Source organism: Sphaerisporangium siamense, assembly GCF_014205275.1.
Taxonomy (GTDB): domain Bacteria; phylum Actinomycetota; class Actinomycetes; order Streptosporangiales; family Streptosporangiaceae; genus Sphaerisporangium; species Sphaerisporangium siamense.
This window is the reverse complement of record NZ_JACHND010000001.1, coordinates 5,319,552-5,338,631: the sequence shown is the minus strand read 5'-3', so window position 1 is coordinate 5,338,631 and position 19,080 is coordinate 5,319,552. Positions and strand designations below refer to the sequence as shown.

16 protein-coding genes are annotated in these 19,080 nt (G+C 71.7%); 2 read left to right on the top strand and 14 right to left on the bottom strand.

From position 1 onward, the window contains the following. Positions 1-189 precede the first annotated feature (189 nt). Complete coding sequence (locus tag BJ982_RS24525) at positions 190-1,224, bottom strand: GNAT family N-acetyltransferase (protein ID WP_184883773.1); 1,035 nt, start codon at positions 1,222-1,224, stop codon at positions 190-192. 260 nt (positions 1,225-1,484) lie between these two features. Between BJ982_RS24525 and BJ982_RS24520 the strand changes: the two genes are divergently transcribed. Next, on the top strand, positions 1,485-3,128 hold the full coding sequence (locus tag BJ982_RS24520) for an amidohydrolase (protein WP_184883771.1): 1,644 nt from the start codon (positions 1,485-1,487) through the stop codon (positions 3,126-3,128). An 85-nt stretch (positions 3,129-3,213) separates the two neighbouring features. Here the strand turns inward: BJ982_RS24520 and BJ982_RS24515 are convergent, their stop codons facing one another. The 11 genes from BJ982_RS24515 to uvrA all read right to left on the bottom strand — a co-directional run bounded on the left by BJ982_RS24515 (position 3,214) and on the right by uvrA (position 16,381). Beyond that, entirely contained in the window at positions 3,214-3,561 is a 348-nt protein-coding gene (locus BJ982_RS24515) for an RNA polymerase-binding protein RbpA (protein WP_184617324.1), read from the bottom strand. 79 nt (positions 3,562-3,640) lie between these two features. Further along, complete coding sequence (gene secG / locus BJ982_RS24510; protein WP_184883768.1) at positions 3,641-3,871, bottom strand: preprotein translocase subunit SecG; 231 nt, start codon at positions 3,869-3,871, stop codon at positions 3,641-3,643. Between the two features lie 129 nt (positions 3,872-4,000). Then, positions 4,001-4,786: a triose-phosphate isomerase gene (gene tpiA / locus BJ982_RS24505; RefSeq protein WP_184883766.1), complete on the bottom strand. Its 786-nt coding sequence runs from the start codon at positions 4,784-4,786 to the stop codon at positions 4,001-4,003. A 7-nt stretch (positions 4,787-4,793) separates the two neighbouring features. Then, positions 4,794-5,981 (bottom strand): phosphoglycerate kinase, encoded by a 1,188-nt coding sequence (locus BJ982_RS24500; protein WP_184883764.1) that lies wholly within the window; start codon positions 5,979-5,981, stop codon positions 4,794-4,796. Further along, positions 5,981-6,985 carry a type I glyceraldehyde-3-phosphate dehydrogenase gene (gene gap / locus BJ982_RS24495; protein WP_184883762.1) on the bottom strand — a complete coding sequence of 335 codons (1,005 nt, stop codon included), beginning with the start codon at positions 6,983-6,985 and terminating at the stop codon, positions 5,981-5,983. Before gap ends, BJ982_RS24500 begins: the two co-directional genes overlap by 1 nt. Before the next feature lie 264 nt (positions 6,986-7,249). Then, entirely contained in the window at positions 7,250-8,230 is a 981-nt protein-coding gene (whiA, locus tag BJ982_RS24490) for a DNA-binding protein WhiA (RefSeq protein ID WP_184617319.1), read from the bottom strand. A 129-nt stretch (positions 8,231-8,359) separates the two neighbouring features. Continuing rightward, positions 8,360-9,277, bottom strand: a complete 918-nt coding sequence (locus BJ982_RS24485) for a gluconeogenesis factor YvcK family protein (protein ID WP_184889260.1) — start codon at positions 9,275-9,277, stop codon at positions 8,360-8,362. 332 nt (positions 9,278-9,609) lie between these two features. Beyond that, the gene (gene rapZ, locus BJ982_RS24480) at positions 9,610-10,452 is read right to left on the bottom strand and encodes an RNase adapter RapZ (protein WP_184889258.1); all 843 of its coding nucleotides are present in this window, start codon (positions 10,450-10,452) and stop codon (positions 9,610-9,612) included. A gap of 110 nt (positions 10,453-10,562) precedes the next feature. Beyond that, on the bottom strand, positions 10,563-12,467 hold the full coding sequence (gene uvrC / locus BJ982_RS24475) for an excinuclease ABC subunit UvrC (protein WP_184883760.1): 1,905 nt from the start codon (positions 12,465-12,467) through the stop codon (positions 10,563-10,565). A gap of 408 nt (positions 12,468-12,875) precedes the next feature. Beyond that, on the bottom strand, positions 12,876-13,346 hold the full coding sequence (locus BJ982_RS24470; protein ID WP_184883758.1) for a Rieske (2Fe-2S) protein: 471 nt from the start codon (positions 13,344-13,346) through the stop codon (positions 12,876-12,878). A gap of 194 nt (positions 13,347-13,540) precedes the next feature. Beyond that, positions 13,541-16,381 (bottom strand): excinuclease ABC subunit UvrA, encoded by a 2,841-nt coding sequence (gene uvrA, locus BJ982_RS24465; protein WP_184883756.1) that lies wholly within the window; start codon positions 16,379-16,381, stop codon positions 13,541-13,543. Positions 16,382-16,810: 429 nt separating this feature from the next. Between uvrA and BJ982_RS24460 the strand changes: the two genes are divergently transcribed. After that, a complete protein-coding gene (locus BJ982_RS24460) occupies positions 16,811-17,455 on the top strand; it encodes an MBL fold metallo-hydrolase (RefSeq protein ID WP_184883754.1) in 645 nt (214 codons plus the stop codon). A gap of 57 nt (positions 17,456-17,512) precedes the next feature. Here the strand turns inward: BJ982_RS24460 and pssA are convergent, their stop codons facing one another. Beyond that, positions 17,513-18,343 (bottom strand): CDP-diacylglycerol--serine O-phosphatidyltransferase, encoded by an 831-nt coding sequence (gene pssA, locus BJ982_RS24455; RefSeq protein ID WP_184889256.1) that lies wholly within the window; start codon positions 18,341-18,343, stop codon positions 17,513-17,515. After that, a complete protein-coding gene (locus BJ982_RS24450; protein ID WP_184883752.1) occupies positions 18,336-18,983 on the bottom strand; it encodes a phosphatidylserine decarboxylase in 648 nt (215 codons plus the stop codon). Before BJ982_RS24450 ends, pssA begins: the two co-directional genes overlap by 8 nt. Between the last annotated feature and the right edge of the window lie 97 nt (positions 18,984-19,080).

The following is a 19,080-nucleotide window of genomic DNA, read 5'->3' as shown; positions in this document are numbered from 1 at the left end:
CTCTTCAACCCCAGGCCGTCCCACATCGCCCGCCTGGAGCGCATCCAGACCAGCCTGGACCGCATCGAGCGGCGCCTGGACGCCTTCGGGATCCCGCCCGCGCCGGACGCCGAGCCGCAGGGCCCGGAGGGCGGCGACGGCGACTCCGGGCCGCACCCCCGGCGCCGCGCCGAGTAGCGACCGGCCGCGTCAGGCCTTCCGGGGCGCGGGCACCGCCGCCCCGGCGGCGATGCGCGCCTCCAGCACACCCGGGTCCTCGGTGTAGGCCGGCGTCGCGCCGAGGGACAGCAGCAGGCGGCGCATGCGCGCGTTGTCCGACAGCAGGGTCGCGCGGACCTCCGCGAAGCCGAGGTCGCGCGCCTCGCCCAGCAGCATGCGCGCGAGCGCGCCACCGAGGCCGCGGCCCTGCCAGCGGTCCTCCACCAGGAACGCCATCTCGGCGGTGCCGGGGTCGGGGCTGAACAGCAGGTTCGCCATGGCCACCACCTGGCCGTCGTACCCCGCGACCAGCGAGTGGCACCGGCCGCGGTCGCACAGCCGGTCGAACATGCCCGGGCGTGGCGACGGCGCGGCCGTGAAGTACCGGAACCTGCGCGAGTCCGGCGAGCAGCGGTCGTGCAGGTCGCGGACGGCCTCGCGGTAGAGCGGGGTGAGCGGGCGCACCCGCACCTCGACGCCGTCGTTCAGCACCACCGGCCGCTCGGCGGGCAGAGTCTCGGCGGGCGGCTGGGCCAGGCGCACCAGCGCGGCGGCGCGGGCGGACTCGGTGAGCGTGAACGGCAGGCCGATGCGGCGCAGCCGGACGGCGCGGCGCGGGGCGACGGGCACGGTCAGCAGCGTCGGGTCGGGCAGGTCGGACAGCTCGGCGCCGTAGACCCAGCGCGCGTCGTCGGCGCGCAGCAGGTCGGCCAGCACCTCCGGTAGCCGCCACGGCGCGGCGCGCAGGCGTGAGGCCAGCAGCAGCACGCGCGTGGGCTCGTCGGTCAGCTCGTGGGCCGTGGCCGGCACCACCTGGACGCGGCGCCCCCCTGCCGCCTCCAGCGCCGCGCGCACGGCGTCGGCGGAGGCGGGGATGTCGGCGACGAACTCGTCGACCGTGCCGTCGGCGTCGGGCTGGACGGTCAGCCCGAGGATGTTGCCGCCCTTGGCGGCGAGCGCCGCGGTGAGGGACGCGAGCCGTCCCGGCCGTTCGTCCACGGTCGTGCGGATCCGCAAGAAGCCCATTCACATCTCCCCTGGTGTGTCTGGATGCCAGAGTGCCGCCGTCCTGTTACAGAACTGCTACACAGGGATGAGCCGCCCGTTTCATCTACGCGCTTTGTCGACGAACAGGCGTTTTCGCGGGTTACGCCGTGTCTTGCCGGCGTGCTCGGTCGGCACGCTGCGGGGCTTCGACGGATATAGCAGGATATGGCGGTGCGAAGTCCCCGACCCCACAACAGGCAGGAGGAGGGGCGGCCCGTCGCGGCGGCCCCGGATTCTCGATGACCGATCTGCTCTTCCGCGGCGGCCCGGTGTTCACCGCCTCCCCCCGCGCCGTCCCCCACGCCGCCCCGGCCTTCGCACGGGCGGTGCTCGTCCGCGACGGGCGCGTCGCCGCCGTCGGCGAGGAGGACGAGGTCGCGAGGCAGGCCCGCCCCGGGCACGAGACGGTGGACCTGGCCGGCAGGCTCCTCACGCCCGGCTTCACCGACGCCCACATCCACCCGGTGCAGGCCGGGCTGGAGCGGGCCAAGTGCGACCTGTCCCAGGTCTACGGCCTGGACGCCTACGTGGAGAAGATCGCCGCCTACGCCGCGGCCCGCCCGGACGCCGCCTGGATCGACGGCGGCGGCTGGGACATGTCCGCCTTCGCCGGCGGGCTGCCGCACCGCCGCCAGATCGACTTCGCAGACCGGCCCGTCTACCTCATCCAGCGCGACCACCACGCCGCCTGGGTCAACACGCGCGCCCTGGAGATCGCCGGGATCACCGCCGGCACGCCCGACCCCGCCGACGGCCGCATCGAGCGCGACCCCGACGGCACGCCGAGCGGCGTCCTGCACGAGGGCGCCATGGACCTGGTCGGCCTGCTCACCCCCCGGCCCACCGGCGCCGACATCGACGCCGCGCTCATGGACGCCCAGTCCCACCTGTTCTCGCTCGGCGTCACCGGCTGGCAGGACGCCATCGTCGGCTCCTACGCGGGCTCCGACGACCAGTACCCCGCCTACGTCTCGGCCGCCGGGGCCGGGCGGCTGAAGGCGCGCGTGGTCGGCGCGCTGTGGTGGGACCGCACCCGCGGGGCCGACCAGATCGAGGAGATGGCCGCGCGGCGCGCCGGGGCCGGGGGCACGTTCACCGCCGGGTCGGTGAAGATCATGCAGGACGGCATCCCGGAGAACTTCACCGCCGCGGTGATCGAGCCGTACTGCCACTGCGGCCCCGACCAGCGCGGCCTGTCGTACGTGGACCCCGCGCTGCTGAAGGGGTACGTCGCCGAGCTGGACCGGCGCGGCTTCCAGGTGCACTTCCACGCCATCGGCGAGCGCGCCGTCCGCGAGGCGCTGGACTCCCTGGAGGGCACCTCCCCCGCCAACCGGCACCACATCGCGCACGTGCAGATCATCGAGCCGTCCGACGTCCCGCGCTTCGCCGCGCTCGGCGTGACCGCGAACCTGCAGCCGCTGTGGGCCACCCACCACATGCAGATGGACGAGCTGTGCATCCCGTTCCTCGGCGAGGAGCGCGCCGGCTGGCAGTACCCGTTCGCCGACCTGGTGCGCACCGGCGCCCGGCTGTGCGCGGGCAGCGACTGGCCGGTGTCGTCGGCCGACCCGCTGCAGGCCATGCACGTGGCGGTGAACCGCACCGAGCCCGGAGGGTCGGTGCACGCGAGTTACCCCACGGCGCAGACGCCGTTCCTGCCGCACCAGAGCCTGGACCTGGCCACGGTCATGACCGCCTACACCGCGGGGTCGGCGTGGATCAACCACGACGAGGAGGCGGGCGTCATCGCGGCGGGCAACCGCGCGGACCTGGTCGTGCTCGACCGCGACCCGTACGCGCTGGCGCCCGGCGACATCTGGACGACCCAGGTGGACCTGACCTTCGTCGGCGGCGAGGCGGTGTACGAGCGGCACGCCTGAGCACCCGCCCCGCCCCGAAGGTGACGAAGGCCCCCGCGGACGGATCCGCGGGGGCCTTCGCACGCGCCGGACTGCGGCGCGGGGTCTACCAGGGAGTGCGGTTGCTGCTGCGCAGACGCTCCAGGGCCTCGGCGAGGATCGCGGCGCCGTCCGTGTCGCTGCGCCGCTCCTTCACGTAGGCCAGGTGCGTCTTGTACGGCTCGTTTCGCGGGGGCGCGGGCGGGGCAGACTCGTCCTGGCCGGCCGGGAGACCGCACCGCGGGCAGTCCCAGTACTCGGGAACGGCGGCGTCGCTGGCGAAACTCGGACGCGTCTCGTGCATGTTGGCGCACCAGAACGAGACCCGCACTCGAGGGGCCGCCTCGCCACGCTCGGCCTCGCCCATCGGCCCGGCGCCGACACGGCTACCACGGATCGCGTTGCCACTACCCACGGATGAACTCCTCGCTCGATCGCCCCCGCTCTGGAGCGGGGGAAAGAATCACTGTCAGGCCCGGCCACGGGCGGGCGGGTTACGGTTTGAGGATCAGGCCGAGGGCGATGATGCAGACGAACCAGACCGTCCCGGTGATGATCGTGAGGCGGTCGAGGTTCCGCTCCACCACCGAGGACCCGCCGAACGACGACGTGAACCCGCCGCCGAAGAGGTCCGAAAGGCCTCCGCCCTTGCCCTTGTGGAGCAACACGAGCAGCACCATGAGTGCGCTCGACAGAATGAGGGCGATCGAGATGCCAATAGTCACCGTTGACCTGTTCCCTGTTACGCGCGCCGCAGCGCGACCTGACCTGCCCCGACCATAGCCGGGTGACGATTCAAACTATCTCTTCGAGGGTACGTCGTAATGTCAACTCGCACCTCCGAAACAGCTCAGCTAGCCCGATATTTCGCCAAAACGGCAGATCTTGACGAAGTCGGCCGGATCGAGGCTCGCGCCTCCCACCAGCGCCCCGTCGACATCGGGCTGTGCCATGATGCCGGCGATGTTGTCGGACTTGACCGACCCACCGTAAAGGATACGGACGGCGGCGGCCACCTCGGCGTCGTACAGCTCGGCGAGTCGCGCCCGCAACGCCGTGCAGACCTCCTGCGCGTCGTCCGGGGTGGCGACCTCGCCGGTGCCGATGGCCCAGACCGGCTCGTAGGCCAGGACCAGCGACCTGGCCTGCTCGGTCTTCACGCCGTTCAGCGCCGCGTCGAGCTGGGACACCGCGTAGGCGACGTGCCCGCCGGCCTGCCGGACGGGCAGGCCCTCGCCCACGCACAGGATCGGCGTGAGCGAGTGCCGGTAGGCCGCCTGCACCTTGGCGCCGACCACCTGGTCGTCCTCGCGGTGGTACTGCCGGCGCTCGGAGTGGCCGGCCAGCACGTACGTGCAGCCCAGCTTGGCGAGCATCGTGCCGGAGATCTCTCCGGTGTAGGCCCCGCTGTCGTGCACCGACAGGTCCTGCGCGCCGTAGACGATGCGGAGCTTGTCGCCGTCCACCAGGGTCTGCACGCTGCGCAGGTCGGTGAACGGAGGCAGCACCGCGACGTCGGCGCGGTCGAAATCCTTGTCGGTCAGTGAGAACGCCAGCTTCTGGACCAGCGCGATGGCCTCAAGGTGGTTGAGGTTCATCTTCCAGTTACCGGCGAAGAGCGGCTTGCGGGCGGTGCTCATGGGTCGCTCAGTCCTCCAGCGCGGCGAGTCCGGGCAGGGTCTTGCCCTCCAAGTATTCGAGACTGGCCCCGCCACCTGTGGAGATGTGGGAGAAGCCGTCCTCGGGGAGACCGAGCTTACGCACCGCGGCCGCCGAGTCGCCACCACCCACGACGGTGAAGGCGCCGGAGGCGACCAGCGCCTCGGCCACGGCCCGCGTGCCGCCCGCGAACGCGTCGAACTCGAACACGCCCATGGGGCCGTTCCAGAAGACGGTGGCGGCGTCGGCCAGCTTGGCGGCGAACAGCTCGCGGCTCTTCGGGCCGATGTCCAGGCCCTCGCGGTCGGCGGGGATCGCGGTGGCCTCGACGGCCTCGTGCTCGGCGTCCTCGGCGAACTCGGTGGCCGCGAGGACGTCCACCGGCAGCACGAGCTCGACGCCGCGCTCGGCGGCCTCGGCGATGAAGCCGCGCACCTGGTCGAGCTGGTCCTCCTGCAGCAGCGACCTGCCGACCTCGTGGCCCTGGGCCTTGAGGAAGGTGTAGGCCATGCCGCCGCCGATGACCAGGCGGTCGACCTTGGCGAGCAGGTTGGCGATCACGCCGAGCTTGTCGGAGACCTTGGCGCCGCCGAGCACGACGGCGTACGGGCGGGCGGGGTCCTCGGTGAGCTTCTTGAGCACCTCGACCTCGGCCACGACCAGGCCGCCGGCCGCGTGCGGCAGCAGCTTCGGCACGTCGTAGACGCTGGCGTGCTTGCGGTGCACCGCGCCGAAGCCGTCGCCGACGTACAGCTCGGCCAGCCCCGCCAGCTTCTCGGCGAACGCCGCGCGCGCCTCGTCGTCCTTGGACTCCTCGCCCGGCTCGAACCGGAGGTTCTCCAGCAGGGCGACCTCGCCGTCGCCCAGCCCCTCGGCGGTCTCACGCGCCGAGTCGCCGACGACGTCGGTGGCGAACCGCACCGGGGCGCCGAGCAGCTCGCCGAGCCGGGCGGCGACGGGCGCCAGGGAGAACTGCGGCGCCACCTTGCCCTTGGGGCGGCCGAGGTGGGCGCAGACGATCACCCGCGCACCCCGGCCCGCCAGCTCGGCGATCGTCGGCACCGAGGCGCGGATGCGGCCGTCGTCGGTGATCGTGTCCCCGTCGAGGGGGACGTTGAGGTCGGCGCGCACCAGGACGCGCCGCCCCTTGACGTCGAGGGAGTCGATGGTGCGCATCAGAGCCGGGAACCCACCAGCTCGATGAGGTCGCCGAGACGGTTGGAGTAGCCCCACTCGTTGTCGTACCAGCCCACGACCTTGACCTGGTTGCCGATGACCTTGGTCAGGCCGGAGTCGAAGATGCAGGACGCCGGGTCGGTGACGATGTCGGAGGAGACGATGTCGTCCTCGGTGTAGCTGAGGACGCCGCGCAGCGGGCCCTCGGCGGCGGCCTTCAGCGCCGCGTTGACCTCTTCGACGGTGGTCTCGCGGGCGAGGTCGACGGTGAGGTCGGTGGCCGAGCCGGTGGGGATCGGCACGCGGAGCGCGAAGCCGTCCAGCTTGCCCTTGAGCTCGGGCAGGACCAGGCCGATGGCCTTGGCGGCGCCGGTGGAGGTCGGCACGATGTTCAGCGCGGCGGCGCGGGCGCGGCGCAGGTCCTTGTGCGGGCCGTCCTGGAGGTTCTGGTCCTGGGTGTAGGCGTGGATCGTGGTCATCAGGCCCTTCTCGATGCCGAAGGTGTCGTTGATGACCTTCGCCATGGGGGCCAGGCAGTTGGTGGTGCAGGACGCGTTGGAGATGATCGTGTGCGCCGCCGCGTCGTACTTGTCGTCGTTGACGCCCATCACGATGGTGATGTCCTCACCCTTGGCGGGCGCGGAGATGATCACCTTCTTGGCGCCGTTGTCGGCGTGCACCTTGGCCTTGGCGGCGTCGGTGAACAGGCCGGTCGACTCCAGCACGACGTCCACGCCGAGGTCGCCCCAGGGGAGCTTGGCCGGGTCGCGCTCGGCGAACACCTTGATGGCCTTGCCGTCGACCGTGATCTCGTCGGCCGTGCTCTTCACCTCGTACGGCAGGCGGCCGAGGATGCTGTCGTACTTCAGCAGGTGGGCGAGGGTGGCGTTGTCGGTCAGGTCGTTGACCGCGACGACCTCGATGTCCTTGCCGCTGGCCGCCACGGCACGCCAGAAGTTACGGCCGATACGGCCGAAGCCGTTGATGCCTACGCGGATGCTCACGGAAACAGATCTCCTCGAACGTCGTACGCCGGCAGGCCGCCGGCGTCGTGGCGGGCTGAAACCTCAAACAACCCTACCGGGTCATAATTGGTGTAGACCACGTGGTCCCACCCTTCGGGCAGGCGTCCACGTAAGGTCAACGTCCTCCCTGGTCAAAGCCCTGATCAATTTTTCCGCGCCGCCACGGCGCCGCCTCGCCGCCCCCCGCGAACCACCACGTGCCCGCCCGAACGACCGGCCCTCCCCCATGCCGTCCGCCGGGGCTCAGGGGGCCAGCATGTCGGCGGTCAGGTTGGCGTCGGTGCCGGCCATGCCGAGGTCGGAGGCGCGCTTGTCGGCCATGGCCAGCAGGCGGCGGATGCGCCCGGCGATGGCGTCCTTGGTCAGCGGCGGATCGGCGATCTGGCCGAGCTCCTCCAGCGACGCCTGCTTGTGCTCCACCCGCAGCCGCCCGGCGATCACCAGGTGCTCGGGGGCGTCGTCGCCGAGGATCTCCAGCGCCCGCTGCACCCGCGCCCCGGCGGCCACCGCGGCGCGCGCCGACCGGCGCAGGTTGGCGTCGTCGAAGTTGGCCAGCCGGTGGGCGGTCGCGCGCACCTCGCGGCGCATGCGGCGCTCCTCCCAGGCCAGCACGCTGTCGTGCGCGCCGAGGCGGGTCAGCAGCGCGCTGATCGCGTCGCCGTCCCTGACCACCACGCGGTCGACGCCGCGCACCTCGCGCGCCTTGGCGTGGATCTTCAGCCGCCGCGCCGAGCCGACCAGGGCCAGGGCCGCCTCCGGCCCGGGGCAGGTGACCTCCAGCGACATCGACCGGCCCGGCTCGGTGAGCGAGCCGTGGGCCAGGAACGCGCCGCGCCAGGCGGCCTCCGCGTCACAGGTGGCACCCGACACCACCTGCCGCGGCAGGCCGCGCACCGGCCGCCCGTGGTTGTCGATCAGCCCGGTCTGGCGGGCCAGCGCCTCGCCGTCCCGGTACACCCGCACGACGTACCGCGACCCCTTGCGCAGGCCCGCGGGCGCCAGCACGAGCACCTCGGCCTTGTGCCCGAAGACCTCGCCGATGTCCTTGATCAGACGCCGGGCGGTGGCATTGGTGTCCAGCTCGGCCTCGATGACGATGCGCCCGCCCACCAGGTGAAGCCCGCTCGCGAAGCGCAGCAGCGTCGAGACCTCGGCCTTGCGGCAGCAAGGCTTCAGCACCGACAGCCGGCTCAGCTCGTCCTTCACCACACCCGTCATGGCCATGTGCGTGTGTCCTCCCCCATACAGACCCGTCCTCTGATCGGAGCCGTCGCGCGGCGCCACACGGGCGCACGGGGCGGCTCCACTGGCCCCCGGCAAGTCTCTCGCACCCTGTGGGCGCGCTGACCAGGATCAACGCTTCCCACGGAAAATCTCGTCCAGGACCAGGGCAAGCCGTCGTGCGTCGTGCTTCGGCGAGCCGTCGGCGGCGGCCACGTCGGCCAGCACCAGGCGCGCGCCGAGCGCGTCGGCGGCCTTCTCCAGCTCGTCGCGGTCCCCGGCCGCGCCCGCGTCGGCCAGGACCACGTCGATCGTCAGGTCGGGGGCGTGCTCGCGCAGGACCTGCAGGTGCTTGCCCGCCGAGAAGCCGTCGGTCTCGCCCGGCTGGGGCGCCAGGTTGAGCGTGACGAGCCGGCGCGCGGCGGTGCCGTGCAGGGCCCCGGCGAGCCTCGGCACCTTGAAATGGGGCATGACGCTGGTGAACCACGAGCCGGGGCCGAACACGACCCAGTCGGCCTCGGCCACCGCCGCCACGGCCTCGGGGCAGGCGGGAGGGTCGGCGGGCACCAGCGAGATGGCCTGGACGGTGCCCGGCGTCACCGCGCAGGCGACCTGGCCGCGCACGATGGTCACCCGGCCGTCCAGCTCGACCTCGGCCTCGATGTCGATCGGCACCGACGCCATCGGCAGCACCCGGCCGTGCGCCCCGAGCAGGCGGCCCACCCAGTCGAGCCCGGCCACCGGGTCGTCCAGGAGCTCCCACAGCGCGACGATCAGCAGGTTCCCGACCGCGTGCCCGTGTAACCCGCCCTCGCTGCGGAAGCGGTGCTGGACCACCTTGCTCCAGGTCTGGCCCCAGTCGTCGTCGCCGCACAGCGCCGCCAGCGCCATGCGCAGGTCACCGGGGGGAAGGACGCCGAGCTCGCGCCTGAGACGGCCGCTGGAGCCGCCGTCGTCGGCGACGGTCACCACGGCCGTCAGCTCGCCGGTGACCCTGCGCAGCGCCGACAGGGAGGCGTACAGGCCGTGCCCGCCACCGAACGCGACCACCTTCACGTCCTGGCCCACGCGATCTCCTCTCGGTTCTGGGCGGCCGCGCCCGGACCGTTCCCGGTCCTGGACCGCCTGCCCCTGCCACGCGAGCCCCGCCGCGCCGGGGAAGGCCGCGCCCGCCGTGTCGTGCGTGCCCGCTCCCCCGGCCGCCCCCGCGCCACGCGAAGGCACGGCGGCATCGACGTCACTGCCCAGTCTGGCCGCATCCATGACGGACGGAAAGGGACCGGTGGCCGCGCGGCGGGGGCGCCCGGCCGTGCCGGCGACGCCCGGACCGCCCGCCCGGGCCTCATCCCCGCCGGATGCCGGGGACGCCTCGCCTTCCTCGGTCACTCGCGGCCCACGTCCCGATGGCTCACCTGCACCTCCATGCCGCGATCGCGCAGGCGGACGGCGATCTGCTCGGCCATGGCCACGCTGCGGTGCTTGCCGCCCGTACAGCCGACGGCGAGGGTGGCGTAGCCTTTGCCCTCGCGGACGTAGCCCGCGGCCACCACGCCGAGGACCTCGTCGTAGCCGTCCAGGAACTCCTTGGCGCCCGGCTGGCTCAGCACGTACTCGCGGACGGAGGAGTCCAGGCCGTTCATCGGGCGCAGCTCGGGCACCCAGTGCGGGTTGGGCAGGAAGCGGCAGTCGACCACCAGGTCGGCGTCGACGGGCAGGCCGTACTTGAACCCGAAGGACACCACGTTGACGCGCAGGCCCGGACGGTCCTCGCCGCCGAAGAACGAGACGATCTTGCCGCGCAGCTCGTGCACGTTGAGCGAGGAGGTGTCGATGACCAGGTCGGCGTTGGCGCGGACCTCGCGCAGGATGCCGCGCTCCCGGGCGATGCCGTCGACCAGGCGCCCCTCGCCCTGCAGGGGGTGCGGGCGGCGGACGTTCTCGAAGCGGCGGACGAGCGTCTCGTCGCTGGCCTCCAGGAACACCACCCGCACGGCCACGCCGCGGGCGTCCAGCTCTTCGATGGCGGAGTTGAGGTCGGTGGTGAAGGCGAGGCTGCGCACGTCGACCACCGCGGCGACCTTGTCGGTGTTCAGCTTGACCCGCCCGGCCTCCTCGGCCATGGCGAACAGCATGCCCGGCGGCAGGTTGTCGATCACGAACCAGCCGAGGTCCTCCAGGGCCTTGGCGGCGGTGCTCCGGCCCGCTCCGGACATGCCGGTGACGATGACGAACGCGGTGTCCCCCGCCCGGCCCGCCGCGCCCGCGGCGTTCCGGCCGCCGCGCGGCGGCGGCGGGGCGGCGTGGCCGTCGTCGCGTCCGCCGTTGTGGTGCTCGTTCACGTCCCCTCCCCCTTCAGCGCCGCGACGATCGCCTCGGCCGTGGACAGGCCGATGCCGGGAACCTCGCAGATCTCGTCGACGGTGGCCCCGCGTAACCGCTTGACGGACCCGAACCGCTTGAGCAGAGCCTGCTTTCGTGCGGCGCCGAGCCCGCGAATGTCGTCAAGAGCGCTCTCTTTGAGCGATTTCGCGCGTTTTGATCGATGGTAGGCGATGGCGAACCGATGGGCCTCATCGCGCACCCTCTGCAGAAGATAGAGCCCCTCGCTGCTCCGCGGCAGGATGACAGGCTGGTCGTCGCCGGGAAGCCACACTTCCTCCAGCCGCTTGGCCAGCCCGCTGACCGCGACGTCGTCCACGCCGAGCTCGTCGAGCGCCCGCTGGGCCGCGGCGACCTGCGCCGGGCCGCCGTCCACGACGACCAGGTTCGGCGGGTAGGCGAACCTGCGCGGCCTGCCCGTCTCGGGGTCGATCGGCTCGGGGTCCAGCTCGCCGGTGGCGGAGCGTTCCTCCAGGTGGCGCTTGAAGCGCCGGCAGATGACCTCGTAGATGGAGGCGACGTCGCCCTGCCCGGCCGTGCCGCGGATCGCGAAGCGGCGGTACTCGCTCTTGCGGGCCAGGCCGTCCTCGAAGACGACCATCGAGGCGACGACGTCGTCTCCCTGGAGGTGGGAGACGTCGTAGCACTCGATGCGCAGCGGCGCCTGGTCGAGGTCGAGGGCGTCGGCGATCTCCTGGAGCGCGCGGCTGCGGGTGGTGAGGTCGCTGGCCCTGCGCAGCTTGTGCTGGGCGAGGGCCTCCTTGGCGTTGCGCTCGACGGTCTCCATCAACGTCTTCTTGTCGCCGCGCTGGGGCACCCGCACCTCGACCCGGCCGCCGCGCTGCTCGGTGAGCAGCTCGGCCACCGCGCCGGTCTCGGGCGGCAGCGCGGGCACCAGCACCTCGCGCGGCACCGCCTCGGGCGCGGCCTCGCCGTACATCTGGAGCAGGAAATGCTCGACGAGCTCGCCGGGCGAGGCCTCTTCGACCTTGTCGACCACCCAGCCGCGCTGGCCGCGGATGCGGCCGCCCCGGACGTAGAAGACCTGGACGGCGGCCTCCAGAGGATCTTCGGCGAGGGCGACGACGTCGCAGTCGATGCTCTCGCCGAGCACCACGGCCTGCTTCTCCAGCGCCCGCTGCAGCGCCTGGACGTCGTCGCGCAGGCGGGCGGCCCGCTCGAACTCCTCGGCCGCGGCGGCCTCGCGCATCTCGCGCTCCAGGCGCTTGATGAACCGGCCGGTGTTGCCCGCCATGAAGTCGCAGAAGTCCTCGGCGAGGCGGCGGTGCTCCTCTTCGCTGACCCGGCCGACGCACGGCGCCGAGCACTTGTCGATGTACCCGAGGAGGCAGGGGCGGCCGATCTGGCCGGCGCGCTTGAACACCCCCGCCGAGCAGGTGCGCACCGGGAACACCCGCAGCAGCAGGTCGACGGTCTCGCGGATCGCCCAGGCGTGGGAATAGGGCCCGAAATAGCGGGTGCCCTTGCGCTTGGCGCCGCGCATGACCTGGACGCGGGGGTAGTCCTCGCCCATGGTGAGGGCCAGGTAGGGATAGGACTTGTCGTCGCGGTACTTGACGTTGAAGCGGGGGTCGAACTCCTTGATCCAGGAGTATTCGAGCTGGAGGGCCTCGACCTCGGTGCCGACGACCGTCCAGTCGACGGAGGCGGCGGTGGTGAGCATGGTCTGCGTGCGGGGGTGCAGCCCGGCGAAGTCGGCGAAATAGGAGTTCAGCCGCTGGCGCAGGCTCTTGGCCTTGCCCACGTAAATGACCCGGCCGCCGGCGTCCCTGAACCGGTAGACCCCCGGGGACTCCGGGATCGACCCGGGCTCGGGCCGGAAACTCAAAGGGCTGTTCACGGGTCTCACCACACTTCAAAGCCTATCCGGACCCGCCGACAGAATAGGGCGATCGGACGCTCCCCAGTGGCGCGCGGGGGCCGGGGGCGATCAGGGGTTCCGGCGGTGTCCGCCCGCGCCCGGTGGCGTGCGCGGGGCCGCTCCCGGACGGATCCGGGCCGGGGCCCGCGTGCCGCCGCGGCCGGACACCCCGCGCTTTCCGCGGGCGTCCTCATGCCGGGCGGAAGCCGTGGCGCGGGTTTGAGAGTAAATGGCGTTGTTAATCAGCAGAGACGCATTAAGCCCGCTATATCGGTCGAATCTCGCGAATACCAGGTGTGACATCACTACGGGCGAGGGTGAAGGGCACCGCCCCCTTCACCCCCGCCCGGCGGGGCCAGCCGTGCGCGCTGCGTCACGGCCGCGGCGTCACGCGAGGCTGATCGAGTCGCCGTCGACCTTGATCTGCTTCTCTTCGAGCGGCTGCTTCGCCGGGCCGGCGGTCACCGAACCGTCGCTGATGCTGAACTTGCTGCCGTGGCACGGACAGTTGATGGTGCCGTTGGAGACCGCGTTGCAGGAGCATCCCTGGTGCGGGCAGATGGCGCTGAAGGCCTTGAACTGCCCGTCACTGGGCTGCGTGACGACGATCTTCTGCTCCTTGAAGATCTTGCCGCCGCCCTTGGGGATGTCGGCCGTCTTCGCCAGGACGTCCGCCGCCCCGCCACCGGAGCCCCCCGAGCCCTCCGCCGCCGACGACGCCGGGGCGGGCTGCGAGGACGCGCCGCCGTCCACCGGCGCCGCGGAGTCGGTGCCGCCGCAGGCGGTGAGCACCACGGCCAGGCCCGCGCCACCCGCACCCAGCATCATCGAACGTCGTGTGGTTTCCGAATCGGTCATGTTCGCCTTCCTAGAGATCTTTCTTACCCGTGCTACGTCTCCGGGGCCCGGTTGGTTCACTACGCACGGCAACTAACTGAGGAAGTATGAACAATTCCACGTAACGTGCAGGTCAAAGGGCCCCCCGCGCCCCGTACCCGCCGGAGCGGCGGGACGCCTCGCGCCCCCAGGAAGGGGGCACGAGGCACACGGCCTCAGGTGCCGAGGATCTTGCGCAGGAAGTGGCCGGTGTGGCTCTCCTCCACACCGGCGACCTGCTCGGGGGTGCCGGTCGCGAGCACGCGCCCGCCGCGCGAGCCGCCCTCGGGGCCCATGTCGATGAGCCAGTCGGCGGTCTTGATCACGTCGAGGTTGTGCTCGATGACGATGACCGTGTTACCGCCGTCGACCAGGCGGCCGAGCACGCCGAGCAGCTTGTTGATGTCCTCGAAGTGCAGGCCGGTGGTCGGCTCGTCCAGGACGTAGACCGTGCGGCCGGTGGAGCGGCGCTGCAGCTCGGAGGCGAGCTTGACCCGCTGGGCCTCGCCGCCGGACAGCGTGGTGGCGGGCTGGCCCAGCCGGACGTACCCGAGGCCGACGTCGTTGAGGGTCTTGAGGTGACGCTTGATCGCCGGGATCGCGTCGAAGAACTCCAGCGCCTCCTCGATCGGCATGTCGAGGACCTCGGAGATGGTCTTGCCCTTGTAGTGGACCTCCAGGGTCTCCCGGTTGTAGCGGGCGCCGTGGCAGACCTCGCAGGGGACGTAGACGTCCGGCAGGAAGTTCATCTCGATCTTGATGGTGCCGTCGCCCGAGCACGCCTCGCAGCGGCCGCCCTTGACGTTGAAGCTGAACCGGCCCGGCTGGTAGCCGCGGATCTTCGCCTCGGTGGTCTGCGCGAACAGCTTGCGCACGTGGTCGAAGACCCCGGTGTAGGTGGCCGGGTTGGACCTCGGCGTACGGCCGATCGGGCTCTGGTCGACGTGGACCACCTTGTCCACCAGATCGGTGCCGGTCACGCGGGAGTGGCGGCCGGGGACGGTCTTGGCGCCGTTCAGCTCCTTGGCCAGGGCGCTGTAGAGGATGTCGTTGACCAGCGTGGACTTGCCCGAGCCCGACACGCCCGTGACGGCGGTGAACACGCCGAGGGGGAACTCGACGTCCACGCCCTTGAGGTTGTGCTCGCGGGCGCCCTTCACGGTGAGCTTCCGCTTGGAGTCGCGCCGGCGGCGGGCGGAGGGCACCGTGATGCTCGCGCGGCCGGACAGGTAGGCGCCGGTCAGCGAGTCCTCGCAGGCGAGCAGGTCCTCGACGGTGCCGGAGACCACGACCTGGCCGCCGTGCTCGCCCGCGCCGGGGCCGATGTCGACCACCCAGTCGGCGGCGGCGATGGTGTCCTCGTCGTGCTCGACGACGATGAGGGTGTTGCCCATGTCGCGCAGGCGGATCAGCGTGTCGAGCAGGCGCTGGTTGTCGCGCTGGTGCAGGCCGATCGACGGCTCGTCCAGCACGTACAGGACGCCGACGAGGCCGGAGCCGATCTGGGTGGCCAGGCGGATGCGCTGGGCCTCGCCGCCCGCGAGCGTGCCCGCCGCGCGGTTGAGGGTGAGGTAGTCCAGGCCGACGTCCAGCAGGAACCCGAGCCGGGCGTTGATCTCTTTGACGACCCGCTCGGCGATGTGCATGTCGCGCTCGGACAGGCTGAGGTCGCCGAGGAACTTGGCGCACTCGCCGATCGACAGCGACGAGACCTCGGCGATCGACCGGTCGGCGACGGTCACCGCCAGGGAGACCGGCTTGAGCCGCGCCCCCTTGCAGGTGGGGCAGGGGATCTCGCGCATGAAGCCCTCGAAGCGCTCACGGCTGGAGTCGCTCTCGGCCTCGGAGTGGCGCCGCTGCACCCACGGGATGACGCCCTCGAAGGAGGTGTAGTAGGACCGCTGCCTGCCGTACCGGTTGCTGTAGCGGACGTGGACCTGCTGGTCGTGGCCGCGCAGCAGCGCCTTCTGCGCCTGCTTGGGCAGGCGCTCCCACGGGGTGTCGAGGTCGAAGCCGATGGCGTGGCCGAGGGCCTCGACGAGGCGGATGAAGTAGTCGCTGGTGTGGCCGCCGGCCCACGGGGCGATCGCGCCGTCGCCGAGGCTCTTCTCGGGGTCGGGCACGACGAGCTCGGGGTCGACCTCCATGCGGGTGCCGAGGCCGGTGCACTCGGGGCAGGCGCCGAAGGGCGAGTTGAACGAGAACGACCTCGGCTCCAGCTCCTCGAACGACAGGTCGTCGTAGGGGCAGTACAGGTGCTCGGAGTAGAAGCGCTCGCGGCCCGGGTCGTCCTCGGGGAGGTCGACGAAGTCGAGGGTGATCGTGCCGCCGGAGAGCTGGAGCGCGGTCTCGACCGAGTCGGTGAGCCGGCGGCGCGCGCCCTCTTTCACCGAGAGGCGGTCGACGATGACCTCGATGTCGTGCTTCTCGTACTTCTTCAGGGTGGGCGGCTCTTCCAGCCTGACGACGGTGCCGTCGACCCTGGCGCGCGCGAAGCCCTTGGTCTGCAGCTCGCGGAACAGCTCGGCGTACTCACCCTTGCGGCCTCGGACGACCGGGGCCATGACCTGGAAACGCGTGCCCTCGGGCAGTTCGAGCACGCGGTCGACGATCTGCTGGGGCGTCTGGCGGGCGATGGGGCGCCCGCAGGCCGGGCAGTGGGGCTTGCCGATGCGGGCCCACAGCAGGCGCAGGTAGTCGTAGACCTCGGTGATGGTGCCGACCGTGGACCGGGGGTTGCGGGAGGTGGACTTCTGGTCGATCGAGACGGCCGGGGACAGGCCCTCGATGAAGTCGACGTCGGGCTTGTCCATCTGCCCGAGGAACTGCCTGGCGTACGCCGACAGGGACTCGACGTAGCGGCGCTGGCCCTCGGCGAAGATGGTGTCGAAGGCCAGGCTGGACTTGCCCGAGCCGGACAGCCCGGTGAAGACGATCAGAGCGTCTCGCGGCAGGTCCAGCGAGACGTCTTTGAGGTTGTGTTCGCGGGCGCCACGAACGATCAAGCGGTCGGCCACAGCAGATCTCTCATGTCCGTTCATGATCCACGGCAGCCGAGCTAGGGCCACCTCTGACTAGTCGCCGCCACTCTAACGACGGGGTCCGACAGTTTTCTTCCGGTCCGGGAAGGTGCCCCCGCGGGCCGGTGGACGGGCGGCGCGGGTCCGCGCGGGCCGGGACGACGCCCACGGCGCGGACGGGTCATGGCGACCTGCTGCCTGGGCCAGGACGGGTGTGCTCACCCCACAGTACCCAACCCCCGCGTCCGGGGAGGCCGGATCCCGCCGGGCGTGGGGCGCCATCCCCGCCCGGCCGGTCGGGGACGGCGAAGCCACGGGACCGGGGTATCACGGCCTTAAGGTGACGGAGCGGGCACCCGCGGCGCCACCCCGGCCGGCGGCGCCCATCCCGCCCGGCCTTCCAACGACACCTGCCGAGGAGTACCCGTGACCTACACCGGTGATGTGACCGCCGGCGGCCCCGCCGACGTGCGCGAGCTGCCCGACCTGACGATCAGCAAGGTCGAGGTCGGCGAGTTCGGGAACAACGCCTACCTGCTGCGGTGCCGGGAGACCGGGGACGGCGCGCTGATCGACGCGGCCGCCGACGCCCCGCGCCTTCTTGAGCTGATCGGGGACATGCCCATCAGCAAGATCATCACTACGCACCGGCATCCGGACCACTGGATGGCCCTGGCCGAGGTGGCGAAGGCGACGGGGGCGGAGACGATCGCCCACCCCTTGGACGCCCCCGAGCTCCCCGTGCCGGTGACCCGGCCGGTCGAGCACGGCGAGCGCGTCAGCGTGGGCGTGGTGACGATCGAGGTGATCCACCTGCGGGGGCACACGCCCGGCTCGATCGCCCTGCTGTACGGCGACTCCCACCTGTTCACCGGCGACTCGCTCTTCCCGGGCGGGGTCGGCAACACCCAGGGGGACGCCGCCCGGTTCGACCGGCTCTACACCGACGTGGTGGAGCGGATCTTCGATCGGCTGCCCGACGACACCTGGGTGTACCCGGGACACGGCAAGGACACCACGCTCGGGACCGAGCGCCCCGCGCTGCCGGAGTGGCGCGCGCGGGGCTGGTGAGGCACGCTCCCGCACCCGGCCCGGCACCGCGGGGATGCCGGGCCGCCGGGCGCGGCGCTAGCGCACGCTGCCGGTGAGCTTGCGCTCCTTGCGCTGCTCGCGCTTGAACATCAGCACGCGCAGCGGGATCGCCGAGACCAGCGCGATCTGCATGCAGGCGCCGATCTGGATGAGGATGTCGCCGCCGGCGAGGTCCGCCGCCCAGATGATCAGGCAGGCGACGTTGACCATGATCCAGGCCAGCACGACCGCCGCCAGGTTGCCCTTGGGCTTGGGGTACTCGATGCGGCTGACCATGAGCCAGGCCACCGCGAAGATGCCGATCACCGTCGGGTACGACGGCTGGAACAGCAGCACGATCGACACCACGGTCATGGCGCCCATGGGGATGGGCAGGCCCATGAAGTCGCCGCTCTTGGTCTTCACACAGGCGAACCGCGCCAGCCGCACGACGCCCGCGACCAGCACGGACACCGCCGCGCACAGCACCAGCCACAGCGGGAGCCTGTGGGAGAAGCCCGCCCACGCCACCACCATGAAGGCGGGGGCGAAGCCGAAGCTGATCACGTCGGCGAGGTTGTCCAGCTCGGCGCCCATGGCCGAGGCGCGGAACCGCCGGGCCACGAGGCCGTCGAACAGGTCGCAGGTGGCGCCGATCAGCAGCAGGACGACCGCCGTGGCGAAGTAGCGCGGGTCGGGGTGGAACTCACGCGATTGCTGGAGCTGGGCGATCGCCGACCACGCCAGCACGCAGACCGCCAGGAACCCGCAGACCGCGTTGCCGATGGACAGGGAGTCGGCGGCGGAAAGGCGGAACGCCTTCCCGACCGGTCCTCTCGGCGCTTCGTCCTCGTCCAGGTCGTCCATGGACCACCCGGCGTCAGCCATGGTCAATGCGAGTCACTCCCGCCGTCGTCCTCTGCCCCACGCTGACCGCGGGGGCGATCCCTTCTGGAAGGTAGATGTCCACCCGCGAGCCGAAGCGGATCAGCCCGATCCGCTCGCCCCGCGAGACCTTGGCGCCCATGCCGAGGTACGGCACGATGCGACGGGCCACGGCTCCGGCGATCTGCCACAGCTCGATGTCGCCGAGGGCCGTGGCGAAATGCCAGACCACCCGCTCGTTCTGGTCACTGTCCTTGTCGAAGGCCGGGCGGAACCCGCCGGCCACGTGCTCCAGCGAGGTGACCGTGCCGTCGAGCGGCGCGCGGTTCACGTGGACGTTCAGCGGGCTCATGAAGATGGCGACGCGGGTACGCCCGTCCGGCTGGGGGTCGACGCTCTGCACCACGCCGTCGGCGGGGCTGAGGACCAGGCCGGGGCCGAGGTCGCGCTCGGGGTCGCGGAAGAACCAGAGCATGGCGCCGGTCAGGGCGGTCAGCGGAGCCGCCGCCAGCACCCAGGGGCGGGACCGCCGGGCCAGCGCCGTCGTGACGACGGCGGCCGCGGCGGTGGGGGCCACCCACGGGGAGACACCACGGGCCAGCCGTACGCGTCGGCGGCCGTGGCTTGGCGAATCGTTGGACACAGGGAACCTTTTGTGATGATTGCGGCCAGAGACCGGTTTGTGACTTATCGCCGAATGCTACCCACGACGGGGCCCCTGCATAGCAATATGGGATAAG